18 protein-coding genes are annotated in these 21,987 nt (G+C 62.6%); 12 read left to right on the plus strand and 6 right to left on the minus strand.

Annotated elements, in window-relative coordinates; translation table 11 throughout:
- Positions 1–43: 43 nt before the first annotated feature.
- Entirely contained in the window at positions 44–508 is a 465-nt protein-coding gene (locus FF124_RS02515; RefSeq protein WP_138746893.1) for a GyrI-like domain-containing protein, read from the minus strand.
- Positions 509–721: 213 nt separating this feature from the next.
- On the opposite strand from FF124_RS02515, the gene coaBC reads away from it, so the two are divergent.
- On the plus strand, positions 722–1,921 hold the full coding sequence (coaBC, locus tag FF124_RS02520; RefSeq protein WP_138746894.1) for a bifunctional phosphopantothenoylcysteine decarboxylase/phosphopantothenate--cysteine ligase CoaBC: 1,200 nt from the start codon (positions 722–724) through the stop codon (positions 1,919–1,921).
- Positions 1,922–1,971: 50 nt separating this feature from the next.
- Here coaBC and FF124_RS02525 read toward each other — a convergent pair whose 3' ends face one another.
- A complete protein-coding gene (locus FF124_RS02525; RefSeq protein ID WP_138746895.1) occupies positions 1,972–2,301 on the minus strand; it encodes a chaperone modulator CbpM in 330 nt (109 codons plus the stop codon).
- Positions 2,298–3,236 (minus strand): DnaJ C-terminal domain-containing protein, encoded by a 939-nt coding sequence (locus tag FF124_RS02530; RefSeq protein ID WP_138746896.1) that lies wholly within the window; start codon positions 3,234–3,236, stop codon positions 2,298–2,300. The genes FF124_RS02525 and FF124_RS02530 overlap by 4 nt, the downstream gene beginning before the upstream one ends.
- Positions 3,237–3,406: 170 nt before the next feature.
- Between FF124_RS02530 and FF124_RS02535 the strand changes: the two genes are divergently transcribed.
- From FF124_RS02535 to pyc, 5 genes are all read left to right on the plus strand, one after another.
- On the plus strand, positions 3,407–3,607 hold the full coding sequence (locus FF124_RS02535; protein WP_138746897.1) for a YgaP family membrane protein: 201 nt from the start codon (positions 3,407–3,409) through the stop codon (positions 3,605–3,607).
- 8 nt (positions 3,608–3,615) lie between these two features.
- Positions 3,616–4,614, plus strand: coding sequence for an efflux RND transporter periplasmic adaptor subunit (locus FF124_RS02540; protein ID WP_246072147.1), 999 nt, complete (start codon positions 3,616–3,618; stop codon positions 4,612–4,614).
- Positions 4,611–7,805 carry an efflux RND transporter permease subunit gene (locus tag FF124_RS02545; RefSeq protein ID WP_138746898.1) on the plus strand — a complete coding sequence of 1,065 codons (3,195 nt, stop codon included), beginning with the start codon at positions 4,611–4,613 and terminating at the stop codon, positions 7,803–7,805. Before FF124_RS02540 ends, FF124_RS02545 begins: the two co-directional genes overlap by 4 nt.
- Before the next feature lie 276 nt (positions 7,806–8,081).
- Positions 8,082–8,828 carry a helix-turn-helix transcriptional regulator gene (locus FF124_RS02550; protein ID WP_138746899.1) on the plus strand — a complete coding sequence of 249 codons (747 nt, stop codon included), beginning with the start codon at positions 8,082–8,084 and terminating at the stop codon, positions 8,826–8,828.
- A 106-nt stretch (positions 8,829–8,934) separates the two neighbouring features.
- On the plus strand, positions 8,935–12,393 hold the full coding sequence (gene pyc, locus FF124_RS02555) for a pyruvate carboxylase (RefSeq protein WP_138746900.1): 3,459 nt from the start codon (positions 8,935–8,937) through the stop codon (positions 12,391–12,393).
- A gap of 266 nt (positions 12,394–12,659) precedes the next feature.
- Here the strand turns inward: pyc and FF124_RS02560 are convergent, their stop codons facing one another.
- Entirely contained in the window at positions 12,660–13,568 is a 909-nt protein-coding gene (locus tag FF124_RS02560; protein ID WP_425462497.1) for an EamA family transporter, read from the minus strand.
- A gap of 66 nt (positions 13,569–13,634) precedes the next feature.
- Here FF124_RS02560 and FF124_RS02565 point away from each other — a divergent pair, with 66 nt between their 5' ends.
- On the plus strand, positions 13,635–14,117 hold the full coding sequence (locus tag FF124_RS02565) for a MarR family winged helix-turn-helix transcriptional regulator (RefSeq protein WP_138746902.1): 483 nt from the start codon (positions 13,635–13,637) through the stop codon (positions 14,115–14,117).
- A 61-nt stretch (positions 14,118–14,178) separates the two neighbouring features.
- Here the strand turns inward: FF124_RS02565 and FF124_RS02570 are convergent, their stop codons facing one another.
- Positions 14,179–15,309 (minus strand): NADH:flavin oxidoreductase, encoded by a 1,131-nt coding sequence (locus FF124_RS02570; protein ID WP_138746903.1) that lies wholly within the window; start codon positions 15,307–15,309, stop codon positions 14,179–14,181.
- A 144-nt stretch (positions 15,310–15,453) separates the two neighbouring features.
- Here FF124_RS02570 and FF124_RS02575 point away from each other — a divergent pair, with 144 nt between their 5' ends.
- Positions 15,454–15,816 carry a winged helix-turn-helix transcriptional regulator gene (locus FF124_RS02575; protein WP_138746904.1) on the plus strand — a complete coding sequence of 121 codons (363 nt, stop codon included), beginning with the start codon at positions 15,454–15,456 and terminating at the stop codon, positions 15,814–15,816.
- 55 nt (positions 15,817–15,871) lie between these two features.
- Here FF124_RS02575 and FF124_RS02580 read toward each other — a convergent pair whose 3' ends face one another.
- Entirely contained in the window at positions 15,872–16,579 is a 708-nt protein-coding gene (locus FF124_RS02580; RefSeq protein ID WP_138746905.1) for a DUF1013 domain-containing protein, read from the minus strand.
- A 198-nt stretch (positions 16,580–16,777) separates the two neighbouring features.
- On the opposite strand from FF124_RS02580, the gene acs reads away from it, so the two are divergent.
- The 4 genes from acs (at position 16,778) to FF124_RS02600 (ending at position 21,937) form a co-directional block, all read left to right on the plus strand.
- Positions 16,778–18,736 (plus strand): acetate--CoA ligase, encoded by a 1,959-nt coding sequence (gene acs / locus FF124_RS02585; protein ID WP_138746906.1) that lies wholly within the window; start codon positions 16,778–16,780, stop codon positions 18,734–18,736.
- Positions 18,737–19,575: 839 nt separating this feature from the next.
- Positions 19,576–20,346, plus strand: coding sequence for a DeoR/GlpR family DNA-binding transcription regulator (locus FF124_RS02590; protein ID WP_138746907.1), 771 nt, complete (start codon positions 19,576–19,578; stop codon positions 20,344–20,346).
- Positions 20,343–20,738 carry a VOC family protein gene (locus FF124_RS02595; protein ID WP_138746908.1) on the plus strand — a complete coding sequence of 132 codons (396 nt, stop codon included), beginning with the start codon at positions 20,343–20,345 and terminating at the stop codon, positions 20,736–20,738. Before FF124_RS02590 ends, FF124_RS02595 begins: the two co-directional genes overlap by 4 nt.
- A gap of 11 nt (positions 20,739–20,749) precedes the next feature.
- The gene (locus tag FF124_RS02600; RefSeq protein WP_187326778.1) at positions 20,750–21,937 is read left to right on the plus strand and encodes an MFS transporter; all 1,188 of its coding nucleotides are present in this window, start codon (positions 20,750–20,752) and stop codon (positions 21,935–21,937) included.
- Positions 21,938–21,987 lie beyond the last annotated feature (50 nt).

Consider the following 21,987-nt stretch of genomic DNA (forward strand, 5'->3'; position numbering starts at 1 on the left):
AGACAGGGGCTGGCGCGGGGCGTCTTAAACCGCCGCGCCGGCTTCAGCGTGCAAGGCCGAACTGGATTTCGATCCTGTGATAGCCGGCTTTGGTGCCGTTCCATTTGTGATAGATTTCTCGGCTTTCGCCCGAAAAATCGTGGCGCGAGAACCGGATTTCCTCCACCAGCGGCGCATAGCCCTGCGTGAACAGACCCCGCATCGTGCCCTGATAGGTCCGCGTTGCCACCACGATTGGCTCGAAGCGGCTGAGCTCAAAACGGCCTGCATGGTTATAGTCTTCGGGCTTTCGGACCGGATAGCAAATCGTCCAGTCAAAACGCGTCTTTCCATCCTGCGGCAGGTTCCGCGCGACGAAAACCCAAGGTCCCGCCATGGCGAGCCCGTATTCCGCCGCCTCGCTTTCGATCTCGGGGGATAAGGTCGCCGCCGCCGCCTTAACGTCACGGATGGCGAGAAATCGCCTCCCGGTTAGCGCCCAGAATGCATCAGTCTCAACGATTTTCATCAGGACCGGCCTCTTTTGACATGCATGATGGAACGCATTAACTGGACAATCGTCCGGAGCCAACGAATATTCTAGAATGAACTTGCCAAGTTCATCGGAAAAGCCGCACCCTTTAGAAAAATATTTCTCACAAGGCAAAGTGCGCTCCGGAACCTTTTCCGCCCGGCTATTCATGATAATGATGTTGGCAAAACGCTGAAAAGAACGAAGCCCATGTCGCTGAAAGACAAACGCATTCTCCTGATCATCGCCGGCGGGATCGCGGCCTATAAGAGCCTCGATCTGATCCGCAGGCTGAAGGAACGCGGCGCGCGGGTGACGCCGGTGATGACGGCGGCGGCGCAGCAATTCATTACCCCGCTGGCCGTCGGCGCGCTGTCCGGCGGGCATGTGTTTACCGATCTTTTCTCCCGCACGGAGGAACAGGATGTCGGCCATATCCGCCTTGCGCGCGAGAACGATCTGATCGTGGTCGCGCCCGCCACCGCCGATCTGATGGCCAAGATGGCGACGGGACTGGCGAATGATCTGGCGAGCGCCGTGCTTCTGGCGCGCGATTGCCCGGTTCTGCTGGCGCCGGCAATGAACCCGAAAATGTGGTCGGCAGCCCCGACGCGGCGCAATCTGGCGACGCTTCTTGCGGATGGCGCGAAGACGATCGGGCCGATGGCCGGCGAAATGGCTGAAAGCGGCGAGGCGGGGACCGGGCGGATGGCCGAGCCGATGGAGATCATTGGCGCGATCGAGGCCTTTTTCGATGAAACGCCGAAGCCGCTTCAGGGAAAACGCGCGATCGTCACCTCCGGACCGACCCATGAGCCAATCGACCCGGTGCGCTATATCGCCAACCGCTCCTCCGGCCGCCAAGGCCATGCGATCGCCGCGGCCCTTGCTGAACTTGGCGCGGCTGTCACGCTCGTCTCCGGCCCGGTGACGATTGCCGATCCCGAAGGCGTGACCACGGTTCATGTGGAGAGCGCCCGCGACATGCTGGCCGCCGTGGAAAAGGCGCTGCCCGCCGATATCGCGGTCATGGTCGCCGCCGTCGCCGACTGGCGGGCGGCCGAAAACGCAACGCAGAAGATGAAGAAGACGCCGGGGGAGGCTCCGCCGCCGCTCGCGCTTGCGGAAAACCCCGACATCCTGAAGACCATCGGCCATCACCAGAGCCGTCCGGCGCTCGTCGTCGGCTTTGCCGCCGAGACCAGCGATGTTGTCGCTTATGCCCGCGACAAGCTTTCCCGCAAGGGCGCCGACTTGATCGTCGCCAATGACGTATCGAAGGCGGGCGTCATGGGCGGCGCCCGCAACACGGTGACGCTGGTGACCGAGGATGGCGCCGAGACTTGGCCGGACCTCGACAAGACCGAGGTGGCGGCAAGGCTTGCGACGTGGATCGCGGGCAGGCTCTGATCTAGAGCGCCGTGCATCCATTCGGATGCACAAAGCACGATGCTGTAGTCTCAGCGGCGCTCCTGCAGCCGTTTGATCACCGCGGCGCGGACATCCTCGCCTTCGGCGTTCAGCGCCCGGTCCAGGGCCTTCATCCGTCGGCGCAGCGTGTTGAGTTCGTCCATCAGGCCGAGGACCACCGGAACGGCCTCGTCATTGACCTCGAGATCCTCCGTCAGCTCGACAATGAGCTGCAGGCGGGCAATGTCGGTCTCGTCGAAGGCCGGGCCGCGCTCGCCCTGGCGGGGTTTCACCCATGAGCGGGTGACACAGATTTCCAGACGTTCGGCGCTCAGCCGACCGACCCGCTCCAGCACCTCCGTTTTTGTCATGATGATCATCGCCGGCCTCCCTTCCAGCCCGCGCGCGGATCGTGCGGATGGTTCTCGCGCCAGGCCTTGAGCGCTTCCTCAAGGGCGGGATCCGCCTTTGGCGGCAGCACGATCTTCAGCGTCACCAGCATGTCGCCGGCGCCGCCGCCTGTTTTCGGCGCGCCCTTGCCCTTCAGCCGCATGACCCGTCCCGAACTCGAATTCGGGGGCACCTTCAGGTTGACCCGGCCGTCAATCGTCGGCACGGAAACCGTCGCGCCCAGCACCGCCTCGTCGATGCCGACGGGCAGGTCGATCTTGATGTCGTCGCCGTCGCGGGCGAAGACGGGATCGGGCAGGACCTCGACGCGCACATAGGCATCGCCCGGCGGCCCGCCATTGAGGCCCGGCTCACCCTTTCCGGCCAGCCGCATCGTCTTGCCGTCCTCGATCCCGGCGGGAATGGTGAGCGCGATCTTGCCGCCCTCGGGCAGGCCGACCGTCTTCTTCGCGCCGGTGAGCGCTTCAATAAGGCTGACCTGGAGGTGAAAGTGGCGATCCTGCCCGCGCATGCGCATCGAACCGCGCTCCCCGAATGAACCGCCGGATGCCCTGCCGCCGAAGGCGCGGGCGAAGAACTCGCCGAGATCGTCGAACCCGCCCTCGAATTCGTAGCGCGCGCTCGGGTCGGCCTCGGCATGGGCGCGGTAATATTGCCGCTCCGGCCGTTCCTGCTGGTTGATGTCGATCTCGCCGGCATCGAAACGGCGGCGTTTCTCCGGGTCGCTCAAAAGGTCATAGGCCGCCGTCACCTGGCCGAACTGTTCGGCCTTGGCGGCATCGCCGGGGTTGAGGTCCGGGTGCAGTTTCTTGGCAAGCTGCCGGTAGGCCTTCTTGATTTCGTCCTGAGAGGCCGTCTTGGCAACGCCGAGCAATTGATAGGGGTCGTGTTGTTGTTGCGCCATGATTGTGACCTTGATCAATCGGCGGTTGGGCCGCCTTGCCTTATGATATGGGAATGGCCGTTCCGGCTTTCCAGACGCCGCGTTGCCCGGACGGAGAGCAGAACGGCACTTGCAAAACCGTTATAATAACGTATATACGAAAGTACGTATCTTTTAGCGAGGAGTTTGCAATGTCTCTCGATCGTGCCGTTCTGGCCTTTGCCGGTGTCATGGTTCTTCTGTCGGTGGTTCTGACGGTTTTCGTCAGCATCTACTGGCTGTGGTTCACCGCCTTCATCGGCCTCAACATGCTGCAATCGGCCTTCACCGGTTTCTGCCCGGCGGCCATGATTTTCAAGAAGCTCGGCCTCAAGCCCGGCACCGCATTCTGAAAGGCGAGATGATGATGCCCAGAGCGCTTGCATGGCGCGGCACGGCCGCGCTTCTTGCCGCCTTCCTCACGGCCGTTTCAGCCTCCGCCGCGTCGCTGAAGGTCGAGCCGATGACCGTGCCGGAATGGAAGGCCGTCTATGGCGAGGTCAAGGCCCGCGACACCGTGCCGGCGCGCGCCCGCATCGGCGGCACGCTCGAGCAGCTGAAGCTGACGGAAGGCGACACGGTCAGCGAAGGCGATGTGATCGGCACCGTCCGGGACGACAAGCTGGACTACCAGATCGCCGCCTATGAGGCGCAGCTGAAGGGGCTCAACGCCTCGCTGGAAAACGCCCGTTCGGAACTGGAGCGCGGCGAGAACCTCAATCAGCGCGGGGTGATGAGCAACCAGCAACTGGATACGCTGAGGACCCAGGTCGATGTCGTCGTCAACAACATCGCCTCGGTCAACGCCAATATGGAAGTGGTGCGCCAGCAATTGCGCGAGGGCGATATTCTGGCGCCGGCTTCCGGTCGCGTGCTGCAGGTTCCGGTTGTCGAGGGATCCGTAATCCTTCCGGGCGAGACCGTCGCCACGATCGGCTCCGGCGGCTTTTTCCTGAGGCTTGCGATCCCCGCCCGCCACGCAAACCTTCTGGAGGAGGGGGCATCCATCGAGATCAGCCGTCCCGGCGCCGAGGGCGAGGCCACCGGCAAGCTGGTCAAGCTTTATCCGGAACTCGACAACAACCGGGTGATCGCCGATGTGGAGGTCGACGGGCTGAAGACCGGCTACGTCAATCAGCGCTTCCTGGTGCGCGTGCCGATCGGCGAGCGCGAGGCTTTCTTCGTGCCCGAAAACGCCGTGACCACCCGCCACGGGCTCGATTTCGTGACCGTTGCCCTTGGCGGCGGGGAAACGCGCGAGAAGACCGTGATGACCGGCGGCAACGCCAACATCAACGGTCAGACCATGACCGAGATACTGACCGGGCTTTCCCCCGGCGATGAGGTAATCGTCCCATGAAACCGCACAAGCTTGGTCTTGCCGGCGGGCTGACCAAATCCTTCATCGCATCGCCGCTGACGCCGCTTTTCCTGCTGGCGGCGCTGGCGCTCGGCATTGTGGCCCTTCTCACCCTGCCGCGCGAGGAAGAACCGCAGATCTCCGTTCCCATGGTCGACATCATCGTCCAGGCCCCCGGCCTGAAGGCGGAAGATGCGGTCAAGCTTGTCTCCGAACCGCTGGAGACGATCATCAAGGGCATCAATGATGTCGAGCATGTCTATTCGCAGACATCCGACAACCAGGTCATGGTCACCGCCCGCTTCAAGGTCGGCACGCCGGCCGACAGCGCGGTGTTGCGCGTCCATGACAAGGTCATGGCCAATATGGCCGACATTCCCGTCGGCATTCCCGAGCCGCTGATCATCGGCCGCACCATTGACGATGTTGCCATTGTGGCGCTGACGCTGACGCCGGCTGATGGCCGGGATGCGGGCATCACCGCCAACGACCTGACGCGGGTTGCGCGCGAGCTGCAGACCGAGCTGACCAAGATCGACGAGGTGGGGCTCACCTATCTGGTGGGCGAGACCGGCGAGGCGATCCGCATTGCGCCCGATCCGGAACGGCTTGCCCTTTACGGGGTGACGCTGAAGGCGCTGACCGGCAAGGTAACGGCGGCAAACCGCGCCTTTTCCACCGGCACGGTGCGCGACAACGGCATGCAGATCGATGTGATGGCCGGCCAGACCCTGTCGTCGCCCGGCGAGATCGGCAATCTCCTGCTGACGAGCGCCGACGGTCGCCCGGTCTATGTCCGCGATGTCGCCGACATTTCCTATATCACCAATGATTCAGACGCGATTGCCTCTTCGGTCACGCTTGCCGAAGACGGCACGATGGACCGCGTTCCCGCCGTCACCCTGGCCATCGCCAAGCGCGCCGGGGCGAACGCCGTCAATGTCGCCCACGACATTCTCCATCGCGTGGATGAGTTGAAGGGCACGTTGATCCCCGACACGATGGCCGTTTCGGTCACCCGTGACTACGGCGATACGGCCAACGAAAAGGCCAACGAGCTTCTGTTCCACCTGGCGCTCGCAACCGTGTCGATCATCATCCTCGTCTGGGTGGCGATCGGTCTCAGGGAAGCGCTGGTGGTCGCCATCGTCATTCCGGTAACGATCCTGCTGACGCTCTTTGCCGCCAATATCATGGGCTATACGCTGAACCGCGTCTCGCTGTTCGCGCTGATCTTCTCCATCGGTATCCTCGTGGATGACGCCATCGTCGTGATCGAGAACATTGCCCGCCACTGGGCGATGCCCGATGAGCGCACCCGCGTTCAGGCGGCAATCGAGGCCGTAGCGGAAGTCGGCAACCCGACCATCGTCGCGACGCTGACGGTCGTGGCCGCCCTTCTGCCGATGATGTTCGTCTCGGGCATGATGGGCCCCTATATGAGCCCGATCCCGGCGGTCGCGTCTGCGGCGATGATCTTCTCCTTCTTCGTCGCGGTGATGATCACGCCCTGGCTGATGGTGAAGATTGCCGGCAATGCCAAGCTCCATGCCGAGGACGGCCATGGCGGCGGCGCGCTCGGCCGCGCCTATGCGGCGGTCGCCCGTCCGATCCTGAAGACGAAGTTCCGCTCCTGGACCTTCATCGGGCTTGTTCTGGTCGCCACCTTCGGCTCGCTCAGCCTGTTCTACACCAAGCATGTCACCGTCAAGCTTCTGCCCTTCGACAACAAGTCGGAACTGCAGGTGACGATCGACCTGCCGGAAGGCGCCTCGGTCGAGGAGACCGATGCCATTGCCCAGGCCGTGGCCGACGTGGTGCTGCAGACGCCGGAAGTCATGTCCGTGCAGACCCATGCCGGCACCGCTTCGCCCTTCAACTTCAACGGCCTTGTGCGCCATTACTACATGCGGAACCGGCCGGAGATGGGCGATGTCCAGATCAATCTGACGCCGAAGGGCGAACGCGACCGCTCGAGCCACGAGATCGCGCTCGATCTGAGACAGAAGATCCTGGCGGAGGTGCCCGTGCCTGCGGGCAGTTCGCTGAAGGTCGTCGAGCCGCCGCCCGGTCCGCCGGTCATGGCGACGCTGCTGGCGGAGATTTACGGCCCGGACGCCGAGACCCGTCGCGCCGTTGCCGAAAAGGTCAAGGAAGCCTTCCGCTCCGTGCCCTTCATTGTCGATGTCGATGACAGCTACGGTCAGCAGACGCGACGCCTGCGGGTTGCGATCTCGGGCGACGATCTGGAAAGCTACGGCGTTGCCGAGCAGGACGTCTTCGACGCGCTGTCGGCGCTCAACGGCACGACCACGGTCGGCTATTCCCATCGCGGCGGTGGCCGTTCCCCGATCCCGATCGAGATCGGCCGCACCAAGGACCAGAAGGTGCTCGACGAGACCTTCCTGTCGACGCCGGTCGCTTCCGCCACGGGCGGAACCGCCTCGGTCGTCGAACTCGGCGATGTCGTGACGGTCACCGAAGAGCCAACCTCCTACGCCATCTTCCGCCATAACGGCCACTATGCCGACATGGTAACGGGCGAACTGGCAGGCGATTTCGAAGCGCCGCTTTACGGCATGCTCGCCGTTCAGGACGCGATCGATGCGATGGACTGGGGCGACCTGCCGAAGCCGGTGATCAAGTTGCACGGTCAGCCGGAAGATGAATCCGAGCCGGTTCTGCTGTGGGACGGCGAGTGGGAGGTCACCTGGGTGACGTTCCGCGACATGGGCGCCGCCTTCATGGTCGCGCTTCTCGGGATTTATATCCTGGTGGTGGCCCAGTTCGGCTCGTTCAAGGTGCCGCTGGTGATCCTCACCCCGGTGCCGCTCACCTTCATCGGCATCATGCTCGGCCACTGGATGTTCAACGCGCCGTTCACGGCGACCTCGATGATCGGCTTCATCGCGCTTGCGGGCATTATCGTACGCAACTCGATCCTGCTGGTTGATTTCATCCGGCACACCAAGTCGGATGATGTGCCCATGGTCGACACGCTGATCGCCGCCGGTGCGATCCGCTTCAAGCCGATCCTTCTGACTGCGCTTGCGGCCATCATCGGCGCGGCGGTCATCCTGGCCGATCCGATCTTTCAGGGTCTGGCGATCTCGCTTCTGTTCGGCCTGATATCGTCGACCCTGCTGACGGTGCTGATCATCCCGGCGATCTACCGGACGCTGAGAAGCTGACCCGGAACCCTGCGGCCGCCGGGCAAAAACGGCGGCCGCAATATCCTCGATGTCTTGATTTTGCGCGGCTTCCGCCATGGGCTTTTTCCACTTTCGCGATCAGTGGAAAAGGATAGCGGCACTAATCCCATGGTTGCCATTGCCCTTGATACGTGTAAAAACTATGCGTTGTATTCACATGTCGCTTGCGCCCTTAAATGCAGGTGATTCATAGCGAAATCCGTCGCAGGCCGGAGCAAAGGAGCCACGCCAGCGCGCCCGAAAGACACAATTCCCTTGAAGAAATATCATGATCTGCTGGAGTATCTCGTTCTGATTCACGAGATTGACAGCCTGACGAGCCTTCGCGCGGCCATCGACAGGGTCGCCCGGCGCTATGATCTCGCCCGGACCGGATTGTTTCGGCGGTCGCTGACGCCCTCGCGCGACGCGGTCGCATGGCGTTGTCTCGTCGAGAGTGATCCCGATGCGGAGCGCGCCATACTCTTTGATGGTGCGGTTGATGGCGCCTTGCTGGCCACTGGCGCCTGTGGCGGCGCCTATTTCTGGGATTCGGCGATCGAAGCCACGGGCCTCAATCCCGCACTCTTCCGCGCTTTGCGCTTGCGCTGTGCCCAGGCGGCACAGCAGGGGCTGACCCACGGTGTCACTTTTCCGGTCTTCGGGCGGGAGGGGCTGGCCGGTGCGTTTGCGATGGGGCGCGGCGGCCGGATCGAGCTCTCGCCGCTGGAAATCAGCCTTTTCAGCGCTCTTGCCCGCGAGACGCTGAACCGCTGTCTTGTTATTCTGCAATGCGGCGAAGGGAATATGCCCGCCCGTGGCGCCGTCCCGGCACTGTCGCTGCGCGAGCTGACCATTCTCAAAAACCTGGCGGACGGCATGACCTCGGTCGAGACCGGGAAGACCATCGGCCTTACCAATCATACCGTCAACTGGTATGTCAGCGGGCTGCAGCGGAAGCTCGGTGCCCGCAACCGGCAAAACCTTGTCGCTCTTGCATTTCGGCTCGGTCTCGTTTCCTGATTGCGGCAAATCGATTAAGGCCGAAAGCCGGATTTGCGCTTGCCTCAGAGTTTGGCTATGACTTTAAAATTGCGATTGTCACGCTTTTTTCCTGAGGAGGCTTTCCTTGCCGATTTCAAAGATTCTCGTCGCCAACCGTTCCGAGATTGCCATCCGTGTTTTTCGCGCTGCAAACGAACTCGACATAAAAACGGTCGCGATCTGGGCGGAAGAGGACAAGCTGGCGCTCCATCGGTTCAAGGCGGATGAGAGCTACCAGGTCGGACGCGGCCCGCATCTTGATCACGACATGGGTCCGATCGAAAGCTACCTCTCCATCGAGGAAGTGATCCGTGTCGCCAAGCTTTCCGGCGCGGATGCCATTCACCCGGGTTACGGCCTTCTGTCCGAAAGTCCGGAATTCGTCGACGCCTGCGCGGAAGCCGGCATCACCTTCATCGGCCCGAAGGCCGATACCATGCGCCGGCTTGGAAACAAGGTCGCAGCCCGCAACCTTGCCATCGAGGTCGGGGTCCCGGTCGTGCCGGCAACCGATCCGCTGCCCGATGACATGGCGGAAGTCGAGCGGATGGCCGAGGAGATCGGCTTTCCGGTGATGCTGAAAGCCTCCTGGGGCGGGGGCGGACGCGGCATGCGCGTTATCCGTTCCAAGGCCGATCTCGCCCGCGAGGTGACGGAAGCCAAGCGCGAGGCCAAGGCCGCCTTCGGCAAGGACGAGGTCTATCTCGAAAAGCTGGTGGAGCGCGCCCGCCACGTGGAGAGCCAGATTCTCGGCGATACTCACGGCAATGTGGTGCATCTGTTCGAGCGCGACTGTTCGATCCAGCGCCGCAACCAGAAGGTCGTCGAACGCGCGCCGGCGCCCTATCTGACCGAGGAGCAACGCGCCGAACTCGCCGAATATTCGCTGAAGATCGGCCGGGCCACCGATTATATCGGCGCGGGCACGGTCGAGTATCTGATGGATGCCGATACCGGCAAGTTCTACTTCATCGAAGTCAATCCGCGCATCCAGGTCGAGCACACCGTTACCGAGACCGTAACCGGCATCGATATCGTCAAGGCGCAGATCCATATTCTCGACGGGGCCGCGATCGGCACCGAGGAATCCGGTGTTCCGCCGCAGGAGGAGATCTATCTGCGCGGCCACGCGCTGCAGTGCCGCATCACCACGGAAGACCCGGAGCACAATTTCATCCCGGATTACGGCCGCATCACCGCCTATCGCGGCGCCACCGGCTTCGGCATTCGTCTGGACGGCGGGACGGCCTATTCCGGCGCCGTCATCACCCGCTTCTACGATCCGCTTCTGGAAAAGGTCACCGCCTGGGCGCCGTCCCCACAGGAGGCCGCGCGCCGTATGGACCGGGCGCTCAGGGAATTCCGCATTCGCGGCGTTGCCACCAACCTGACCTTCCTTGAAGCGATCATCACCCATCCGCAATTCATGGACTACAGCTACACCACGCGTTTCATCGACGAGACGCCGGAGCTGTTCTCCCAGGTCAAGCGTCAGGACCGCGCGACCAAACTCCTGACCTATCTCGCCGATGTCACCGTCAACGGCCATCCGGAGGTCAAGGGTCGTCCGCGTCCCTCCGATGAGATTGCCGCGCCGGTCGTGCCCTTCATCGAAGGCGATCCGAAGCCCGGTACCAAGCAGCTTCTCGACAAGATGGGGCCTGAGAAATTCGCCAAATGGATGCGCAATGAAAAGCGCGTCCTGATGACCGACACCACCATGCGCGACGGCCACCAGTCGCTGCTGGCAACCCGCATGCGCACCCATAACATCGCCACGATTGCCGGAACCTACGCAAAGGCGCTGCCGGAGCTTCTGTCACTCGAATGCTGGGGCGGGGCGACCTTCGACGTGTCGATGCGCTTCCTGACGGAAGACCCGTGGGAACGGCTGGCGAAGGTCCGCCAGAACGCGCCGAACCTTCTGCTGCAGATGCTGCTCAGGGGCGCCAACGGCGTCGGCTACAAGAACTACCCCGACAATGTGGTCAAGTATTTCGTCCGCCAGGCCGCCGCGGGCGGGATCGATCTCTTCCGCGTGTTCGACTGCCTCAACTGGGTGGAGAACATGCGCGTTTCGATGGATGCCGTGGCCGAGGAAGGCAAGCTCTGCGAGGCGGCGATCTGCTATACGGGCGACATCCTGAACGCGCGCCGTCCGCAATATGACCTGAAATACTACACCGACCTTGCCAAGGAGCTGGAAGCCGCCGGCGCCCATATCATCGCGGTCAAGGACATGGCCGGCCTGTTGAAGCCGGCAGCCGCCAAGATGCTGTTCACCGCCCTGCGCGATGCGACCGAGCTGCCGATCCATTTCCACACCCACGACACGTCGGGCATCTCGGCCGCCACCGTGCTGTCGGCGATCGACGCCGGCGTCGATGCCGTTGACGCGGCAATGGACGCGTTCTCCGGCAACACCTCGCAGCCCTGCCTTGGCTCGATCGTCGAGGCGCTGAAGGGACACGAGCGCGATCCGGGCCTCGATACCGGCTATATCCGCCGCATTTCCTTCTACTGGGAAGCCGTGCGCCACCAGTATGCCGCCTTTGAAAGCGACCTGAAGGGGCCCGCATCGGAAGTCTATCTCCATGAAATGCCGGGCGGCCAGTTCACCAATCTGAAGGAGCAGGCCCGCTCGCTCGGTCTCGAGACCCGCTGGCACGAAGTGGCGCAGGCCTATGCCGACGCCAATCAGATGTTCGGCGATATCGTCAAGGTGACGCCGTCCTCCAAGGTTGTCGGCGACATGGCGCTGATGATGGTGAGCCAGGATCTCTCCGTCGCCGATGTCGAAAGCCCGGCCAAGGACATGTCTTTCCCCGATTCGGTCATCTCCATGCTGAAGGGCGATCTCGGCCAGCCGCCGGCCGGATGGCCGGAAGGCCTGCAGAAGAAGGCGCTGAAGGGCGACAAGCCCTACACGGTGCGCCCCGGCTCGCTTCTGGAAGATGCAGACCTGGAAGCCGAACGCAAGGAAGCCGAGGAGAAGGTTGGCCGCGAGATCAATGATTTCGAACTCGCCTCCTATCTGATGTATCCGAAGGTTTTCGTCGACTATGCACTGGCGAGCGATACCTACGGCCCCGTCTCGGTCCTGCCGACGCCTGCCTATTTCTATGGTCTCGACGAGGGTAACGAGCTCTTCGCCGATCTCGAAGTGGGCAAGACCATCGTGGTGCAGAACCAGGCGATCACCAGCCCGGACGAGAAGGGCATGGTCACCGTGTTCTTCGAACTGAACGGCGCGCCGCGCTCGATCAAGGTGCCGGACCGCGCCCATGGCGCAACCGGCGGCGCCAACCAGAAGGTGGATCCGGCCAACCAGAACCAGATCGGCGCGCCGATGCCGGGCGTGATTTCCACCGTTGCCGTTTCGGCCGGCCAGCAGGTCTCCTCCGGCGACGTGCTCGTCTCCATCGAAGCGATGAAGATGGAAACCGCGCTCCACGCCGACCGCGACGGCGTCATCAAGGAAGTCCACGTCAAGGCCGGCGACCAGATCGACGCCAAGGACCTCCTGGTGGTGTTTGAGGACTGAGATCAGCCCTCGTCAACCTGATATGTTCGAAAACCCCGGTCATTCGGCCGGGGCCAGACTGCGGACAAAGTCTTTTGGAGATGCAGGAAGCCTGCCTCCCATTCTCCGTCACCCCGGCCTTGAGCCGGGGTCCAGGGCCGCAAAGACACCCTTCGCCACAGTGCATTAATAAGTTCGACAGTCTTGGCTATTTGGCCCTGGATGCCGGCTCAAGGCCGGCATGACGGATGAGGGTGAGGCGTCGTTTGTCAACAAGCTGAGCCCGGTCATTCGGCCGGGGTTTTTGCATGTGAAGGCGTAGCAACGGCCGAGGGGGCGGGGCCGCCTGTCACGCGGCCGAGCCAGAGGCTCGCCAGCACCAGAACGGCGCCTGCGACCTGTAGTGGCGTCAAAGCTTGCCCGAGCAGAACCCAGCCAAGCAGGACCGCGCTCAAGGGGCTCAGGAAGCCGAGGAGGGCGGCGCGCGAGGGGCCGATCCTGGCAATGCCGCGGAACCAGAAGAAATAGGTGAGCGCCGCGCCGACAAGGCCGAGCCAGGCAAGGCCGACCAGGTTTTCGGCCGTCGGAAACGGGAAGGCGGGTTCGAGGAAGAGAGCGAGCGGCAGGAGCAGCAGGCCGCCGGTGGTCAGTTGCCAGGCGGTCAGCGTCAGAGGCGGCACGGGAAACTGCCATTTGCGGGTCAGCACCGTGCCGGCGGCCATCGACAGCGCCCCGCCGAAGGCAGCGGCGATGCCGAGCGGATCGAGCACGGCGTTCGGCGACAGCACGAGAAAGGCAACACCTGCAAGCCCGCCGAGCGCTGCGAGAACGCCGAGCGGCCGGATCGCCGTGCCAAGCGCTGCGCGCGACAGAAACAGCACGATCAACGGCTGAGTCGCGCCAAGCGTTGCGGCAACGCCGCCGGGCAGGCGATAGGCGGCGACAAACAGCAGGCTCCAGAACAGAGTGAAATTCAGGAAACCGAGCGCAAACAGGCGCGGCAGCATGGCGAGGGACGGCAACTGCCGGACTGCGACAAGCAGGATCAGACCCGCTGGCAGCGCGCGCAAGAGGCCAAGCGTCAGCGGCATTCCGGGCGGCAGAAGCTCGGTGGTGACGATATAGGTGCTGCCCCAGATGGCGGGCGCCAGCGCGGTCAGCAGGACATCGGATGTTTTCGGCATGGCTGCCTCCATTTATCTTGACGTCAAACTATATGGATATAACTTGACGTCAAGATAAATTTTCAGCATGGTCGATCCATGGATCATGTCGACAGTATTCTTGCCGAGTGGCAGTCAGAGCGTCCGGACCTCGACGCCATGCCGATGGGCGTCATGGGGCGCCTCAAACGGCTGCAGCAGCATCTTGCGCGCAATCTGGAGACGGTGTTTTCCCGCTACGGGCTGAACGCCGCGAGCTTCGACGTGCTGGCGACGCTGAGGCGTTCCGGCCCGCCCTATGCGCTCTCGCCCTCGGCGCTGATGGAGCGGACGATGGTTTCCTCCGGCACCATGACAAACCGGCTCGACCGGCTGGAGGCGGCAGGCTTCATCTCGCGAAAGCGCAATCCGGAAGACGGGCGCGGTTTCGTCATCGCGCTGTCAGACAAGGGGTTCGCCCTGATCGACGAAGCGGTGAGCGCCCATGTGGAAAACCAGCACAGACTGATCGCCTCGCTGCCGATGGAAGACCGCGCGGCGCTTGACCGGCTCTTGGCAAAATGGCTGGCGGCGTTTGAATGAGCGCCGCCGCGCGGGAAGACAAAGGCCGGACGCGCCTGGCATCCGGCCTCCTTTGCAAAACTCAGACAAGCTCGGCGAGCGTTTCACGTGAAAAGGCCTGAAGCTTGTCGATCTCGCCGGCTTCGACCTTCTTCACCCATTCGGGATCCTTGATCAGCGCGCGGCCGACGGCGATCAAATCGAACTCGTCCTTTTCCATGCGGCTGACCAGTTTCTCAAGGCCGGAGGCCGAGGCGGAGGTCTCAGCGCCGCCGAAGGAGCCGAGGAAGTCCGCGCCGTCAAGGCCGACAGAGCCCACCGAAATCGTCGGCACGCCGGTGATCTTCTTCGCCCAGCCGGCGAAGTTGAGGCCATTTTCGCCGTCAATCTCCGGGAATTCCGGTTCCCAGAAGCGGCGCTGCGAACAGTGGAGCATATCGGCGCCGGCATCCACCAGCGGTTCAAGCCATTCGGCCATCTCCTCCGGCGTGGTGGCGATCTTCGCATTGTAGTCCTGCTGCTTCCACTGGCTGAGGCGAATGATCACCGGCATGGCGTCGGAAACGGCCTCGCGCACTTCCTTGATCACCTCGGCGGCAAAGCGCGCGCGCTCGCCAATCGCCGGACCGCCCCAGCGGTCCTCGCGCATGTTGAGCTCCGGCCAGAAGAACTGGTCGATCAGATAGCCATGGGCGCCGTGCAGTTCCACCACATCGAAGCCGAGACGCTCGGCATCCGCCGCGGCCCTGGCAAAAGCGGCGATTGTGTCGGCAATGTCTTCCTCGCTCATCGCGCGACCGCGCTTCTCACCCGGCTTGACGAAACCGGAAGGGCTTTCGGTCTCATCGGGGTTCGGCGGATAATCGGCGCTGGCAATGGTGTTGGCCACATGCCAGATCTGCGGCCCCATCCTGCCGCCGGCCGCATGAACCGTGTCGATCACGTTTTTCCAGCCTGCGAGCGCTCTGTCGCCGTGGAAATCCGGAATGCCGGGAAGGTTCTTCGAGTTCGGGCGGTCGATGACGGTGCCCTCGGAGAGGATCAGGCCGACATCGCTCTCGGCGCGGCGGCGATAGTAATCGGCGACATTCTGACCGGGCACGCCTTCCGGCGAAAAGCCGCGCGTCATCGGCGCCATCACGATCCGGTTCTTCAGTTCAAGCGATTTGAGTTTGAAGGGCCGGAACAGGGCCTCATTGGCGGAGTTTGACATTTCGGTTTCCTTTACAGCCTTGGGAGGACTTCTGGCGGCATAGGTATAAATTATGGACTTAGTGTCAATAAGGCATTATGAGTTGCCTAGGTATAGATGAGGTGACCTATGGCGCATGATCCATCCCGATGCCCCAAATTCCAGGTGGATTGCATCAATCGCAAGATTCTCGATCAGATTTCCGGCAAATGGTCGATCATGGTTCTGACCATGCTTGGCTTCGGCCCGCACCGTTTCAACGCGATCAAGAGGCAACTCGAGGGCATCAGCCAGAAAGCGCTGACCGACACGCTGCGCAAGCTCGAGCGCAATGGCGTCGTCAATCGCAAGGTGCTGCCGACGTCGCCCGTCGGCGTGGAGTATGAGCTGACGGCGCTCGGTCAGTCGCTGCGCGCCCATGTCATCGCGCTCTACACCTGGACCGAGGAAAACGGCGACGAGATTTCCCGCGCCCGCGCCGCCTTCGATGCGCGCGGCCTGAACGATCAGTCCTCGACAGCCGCCTGAAAAAAAAGGGGCGCGCGGCCCCCTTCGATCCTCAGACGGACACGAATGCCGCTGATCAGCGGTTGTCGTCATCCTCGTCTTCGTCGCTTTCATTCTTCAGCGAGGCAAAGCGCGAGAACACCTCGTCGGCGGACATTCCCTTGTCGTCGTCCCGCCCGGTGACGCTGTCGCCGAGGCTTTCCATTTCCGCAGCCGAGGCGAGGCGGGCATTGTCGAGTTCCTCGGCAGACGGAAGGGGACGATCCTTGGCGGATTTCTCGACTTCGAGATCAAGGTCGATCTGGCTGCAGAGGCCGAGCGTCACCGGATCCATCGGCGTCAGGTTTGCCGAGTTCCAGTGGGTGCGATCACGGATCTGCTCGATCGTCGACTTGGTGGTGCCGACGAGGCGCGAAATCTGCGCGTCCTTCAGTTCCGGATGATTGCGCACCAGCCACAAAATGGCATTGGGGCGGTCCTGGCGTTTGGAGACGGGCGTGTAACGCGGGCCCTTGCGCTTGGATTCCGGCACCCGCACCTTCGGCTCGGAGAGCTTCAGCTTGTGGTTCGGATTGTTCTCCGCGCGCGCAATCTCGTCACGCGAGAGCTGGCCGGTCGAGATCGGGTCGAGGCCCTTGATGCCCTGCGCGCTCTCGCCGTCGGCAATGGCCTTGACTTCCAGCGGGTGGAGTTTGCAGAGTTCGGCGATCTGATCGAACGACAAGGCCGTGTTGTCCACGAGCCATACGGCTGTCGCCTTGGGCATAAGCAGCTTTTGTGCCATTGGATAAAGTCCTTCTGTCGTCCGCGCCGGTGTCGCGGTCCGTGGGTGTTTGCCACAATTTCCGGGAATAGTTGGGCCTCATATAATCCCTTAGCGCTTCGAATGCAATCACGTCGAAACAATTGACGAATGTCTTATTGAAGACATCGCGTGAGCCTGTATGAATGGGGCAACGGAGGAATTTCTGAGGAGGAAAGTATGTCAGGCAAGACATATCCGGTTTTGAAGCCGGCAAAGACGCGCGCTCTGATCGACGCCAACAAATACGAGAAATGGTACAAGGAAAGTGTCGAGGAGCCGGAAATCTTCTGGGACCGGCACGGCCGGCGGATCGACTGGTTCAAGCCCTATACCAAGATCAAGAACACCTCGTTTACCGGCCGGGTCTCGATCAAGTGGTTCGAGGACGGACAGACCAATGTCTCCTATAACTGCATCGACCGGCACCTGAAGACGCACGGGGAACAGACCGCCATCATCTGGGAAGGCGACAACCCCTATATCGACAAGAAGATCACCTATAACCAGCTTTACGATCAGGTCTGCCGCATGGCGAACGTGATGAAGAAGCACGGCGTCAAGAAGGGCGACCGGGTGACGATCTACATGCCGATGGTGCCGGAGGCGGCCTTCGCCATGCTCGCCTGCGCGCGCATCGGCGCCATTCATTCGGTGGTCTTTGCCGGCTTCTCGCCGGAGGCGCTCGCCGGCCGCATCGTCGATTGCGAATCGACCTTCGTCATCACCTGCGATCAGGGCGTGCGCGGCGGCAAGCCGATCCAGCTGAAGGAAAATGTCGACCTCGCCATCGATATCGCCGCCAAACAGTATGTCATGGTCAACCATGTGCTCTGCGTGCGCCGTACCGGCGGTCATGTCGGCTGGGCGCGCGGGCGCGACCTCTGGTATCACGAGGAAATCAAGACGGTGAAGGGCGATTGCCCGCCGGTGAAGATGCGCGCGGAAGATCCGCTGTTCATCCTCTATACGTCCGGTTCCACCGGCAAGCCGAAGGGCGTGCTGCACACCACCGGCGGCTATCTCGTCTGGGCCTCGATGACCCATGAATATGTCTTCGACTACAAGGAGGGCGAGATTTTCTGGTGCGCGGCCGATGTCGGCTGGGTCACCGGCCACTCCTATATCGTCTACGGACCGCTCGCCAATTGCGCCACGACGGTGATGTTCGAGGGCGTGCCGACCTTCCCGGATTCCGGACGGTTCTGGGAGGTGGTCGACAAGCACAAGGTCAACATCCTCTACACGGCGCCGACCGCGATCCGCGCGTTGATGGGGGCGGGCGACGATCTGGTGAAGAAATCCTCGCGCGAAAGCCTGCGCCTGCTCGGCTCGGTTGGCGAACCCATCAATCCGGAAGCCTGGGAATGGTACTACCGCGTCGTCGGCGAGGAGCGCTGCCCGATCGTCGATACCTGGTGGCAGACGGAGACCGGCGGCATGATGATCACGCCGCTGCCGGGCGTCACCGATCTGAAGCCCGGTTCGGCGACAAAACCCTTCTTCGGGGTGCAGCCGCAGCTGGTCGACAATGAGGGCAATGTGCTGGAAGGGGCGGCCGACGGCAATCTCTGCATCACTGACAGCTGGCCGGGACAGGCGCGCTCGGTCTATGGCGACCATCACCGTTTCGTCCAGACCTATTTCTCCACCTACAAGGGGAAATATTTCACCGGCGACGGCTGCCGGCGCGACGAGGACGGCTATTACTGGATCACCGGCCGCGTCGATGATGTGCTCAATGTTTCCGGCCACCGGCTCGGCACGGCGGAAATCGAGAGCGCGCTGGTCTCGCATCACTTCGTGTCCGAGGCCGCCGTTGTCGGCTATCCGCATCCGGTCAAGGGGCAGGGCATCTATTGCTATGTCACGCTGATGAGCGAGCACGAGCCCGACGAGGCGCTCAGGCAGGAGCTGATCAAGTGGGTGCGTGCCGAAATCGGCCCGATCGCCACGCCCGACAAGATCCAGTTCGCCCCCGGCCTGCCGAAGACGCGTTCCGGCAAGATCATGCGACGTATCCTCAGAAAGATCGCCGAGGACGATTTCGGTGCGCTGGGCGATACATCGACGCTCGCCGACCCCGGCGTCGTCGACGACCTCATCGAGAACCGCCAGAACAAGTCCAAGGCGGCGTGACATGAGATCGGCGAGCCGTCGTCAAGGCGGCTCGCACCCGACTGACATTGTCTGTTGCTGGCAAGCGCTGTTGTCCACCGTTAGCCGGCCCTTGGGCCAAAGCGGGCGGGTTTCAGGTTTCGAGAACGTCGAAGAGGTTTGAAATCGCCGGATTTTGCGCAACTTCCTAGATTTCAGAACATCGCCTTTTCTCTGCCTATCCGATTGAACAAGATCCTATCCACCCCATTCAGCGTCATCCTCGGGCTTGACCCGAGGATCCTGGCTACACGACAAATGACCGCACGATTCTTATCCGAACTCGATGGCCAGCATCGCCTGGATGCTCGGGTCAAGCCCGAGCATGACGCTGGCGGAAGGGGAAATGCCCATCAAGGAAGCGGCTGACGGCCAAATCGGTCTCCAGTGGACTTGATCCGGTGTCCGGGGCGGACGACGCTCTCGGTGTCGAGGCCCCAAACAAGATGATCTTGCCGATTTGGCCCTGGACGCCAGCACAAGACCGACATGACGGTGGTGCGTGTTGGTGAGGGCCCTTTTTGACATGGCGCCGCAAGAGTGGCTGTCTTACCAAACGCTAGCGCATCGGCTCGAAAATCGGAATCGATTTTCGGAAAGCACGATGCGTAGATTCAATAAGTTAGAGCGTCCTTTGTGCATCCGAATGGATGCACGGCGCTCTAGAGCGGCTCCGGCTTTTCATGGAAGTGCAGAATCGCTCTATCTGTCTGTCTTGTCGCATATTCGCGGGTGCAAGATGTTTCCGCCTGAATGCGAAATTTCCTTGCACGCACGCTTAAACCGGATTATGCACGATTGTGCACGATTTGGGCGAGGCCATGCATCTGATCCGCGAAAGACAGGACATCATTCTGAAACGGCTGAACACCGGCAACCGGGTTCTGGCTGCTGATCTGGCGACTGAATTCGCCGTTTCCGAAGACACGATCCGCCGCGACCTGAGAGAGCTGGCCGCGCGCGGCCTGTGCGAGCGGGTCTATGGCGGGGCGTTGCCCGTCGCCCCGGCTTCGGGTCCGCTGAAGGCCCGCGACAACAAGGATGACGCGGAGAAGCAGGCGCTCGGTCGCCTGCTTGCCAGTGAAATCCGCGATGGCATGAGCGTATTTCTCGATGCCTCCAGCACGAACATCGCCGCCGCCCGCGCTTTGCCGGAAACCCTCGGTGGTGTGATTGTCACCAATGCGCCGGCAATTGCCGCTGCCCTTGATGGTCACCAGACGCTCGATTTGATCATGATCGGCGGCCGCATCCACCGCGAGGTCGGCGGGGCCATCGGCGCGGGCGCGATCGAAGACCTTCAGGCTTTCCATTTCGATCTCTGTCTGCTCGGCGCCTGCGGGATCGACGTCGAGGCGGGACTGACCTGTTTTCACTACGAGGACGCCCTGTTCAAGCGCGAGGCAGCGGCCTGCGCCCGCCGCGTGGTCACCGCCATGACGGCGGCAAAATTTGCCACGCGCGCCCCCTGCAGCGTCATCGCGCTTGATGCGCTCGACGCGCTGGCTGTTCCGGAAACGCTCGACGCCGCGGCGCGGGCAGCGCTCGAGGAGACCGGCCTGGAGCTGATCGGGAAGGGAGCGGAACGATGACTGTCACCCGCATTGCCCACGTGGCGCTCTGGACCGCCGATCTCGACCGGCTTGCGGCTTTTTATGAACGCGTCTTCGCCGCGCATGCCGGCGCGCGTTACGAAAGCCGCCGCCGCCCCGGCTTCGTCTCGCGCTTCATCACGCTGACAGACGGGCCTGCTATCGAGATCATGCAGGCGCCCTGGCTCGGCCCGGCGGGTGACCCGTCCGCCGAACGCCCGGGCTATGCCCACATCGCCATCGGCTTCGGCAGTATCGGTGCCGTCGACCGGCTGGCGGCCGATGCGGAGCGGGAGGGCTTTCTGGCGAGCGCGCCGCGCCGGACCGGCGACGGCTTCTACGAGGCCGTCCTGACGGACCCGGACGGCAACCTGATTGAAATCACCGCATGACGAGAAAACCAATGATCGACACCCTGCTTGAAGAGACAGGCCGCCCGCGACGCTACATGTCGCCCCATCGCCTCGGCGTCTCGCTGCTCTTTCTCATGAACGGCTTCTACATGGGCTCCTGGGCGCCCAAGATCCCGGTGTTTGCAGAAAAGCTCGGCCTTTCGGAGGGCGAACTCGGTCTGATGATCCTCGTCTTCGGCGTGGGCTCGATCCTGGCCATGCCGCTGACGGGCGTCTTCAACGCCCGCTTCGGCTCGACAAAGGTCGGCAAGGTCTCGGCGCTGATGTTCCTGCCGATGCTGATCCTGCTTACGCTCTCAAACGCGATCTGGCTGGCGGCGATTGTGCTTTTTCTGTTCGGCGGGCTGATGGCATCGATGGACGTGTCGATGAACGCCAATACGGTCGCCGTCGAAAAGGTCGAGCATCGGGCGATCATGTCCTCCTGCCACGCCTTCTGGAGCCTGGGCGGACTTCTTGGCGCCGCGATGGGCGGCTTTCTGATCGAAATGACGGGGCCGCTCGGCCACGCAATTGCGGCTACCGCTCTGGCGGGCCTGTTTCTGGCGATCGGCTTTCCGCGCCTTGTCGAAGATACGCCCTCCGGGGAGGAGCGGCAGCAGAAAATCCGTCTGCCGATGACGCCGCTGCCCTGGCTGATCGGCATCGTCGCGCTGTTCTCCATGATCCCCGAAGGCGCGATCATGGACTGGAGCGCGCTTTATCTGCGCAATGAACGCGGCGTCGATATCGCCCTTGCCGGTTTCGGCTTCGCCGCCTTCCAGCTTTCCATGACGACGATGCGCTTCGCCGGCGACCATGTGCGCGACCGCCTCGGCGGCGTCAAAACCATGCGGATCTGCGCCGTGCTTTCGGTCACCGGCCTTTTGCTCGCGGGCCTCGCGCCCTCCACGCCGCTGATTATCCTCGGCTTTGCCATTGCCGGGCTCGGCATTTCCAACATGGTGCCAATCGCCTTTTCGGCCGCGGGCAACCTGCCGGGCATGGCCCCGGGCATCGGCCTTTCGGTGACGACCACGCTCGGCTATTCCGGCATTCTCGTCGCTCCGTCGCTGATCGGCTTTCTGGCGGAGCACACCGGCTTCTCGCCGATCTTCACCGGATTGTCGCTTCTTCATGTCATCGTCTTCCTGCTGGCGCCGCTGATGCGCTACGCCGATCGCGACCGGGTGGGCTGACAGTTGACAAGACCGCGCCGTTGTACCACCTGAAGGGTTGATCCTTGGCA

It is taken from the genome of Martelella lutilitoris (genome assembly GCF_005924265.1).
Lineage (GTDB): Bacteria > Pseudomonadota > Alphaproteobacteria > Rhizobiales > Rhizobiaceae > Martelella > Martelella lutilitoris.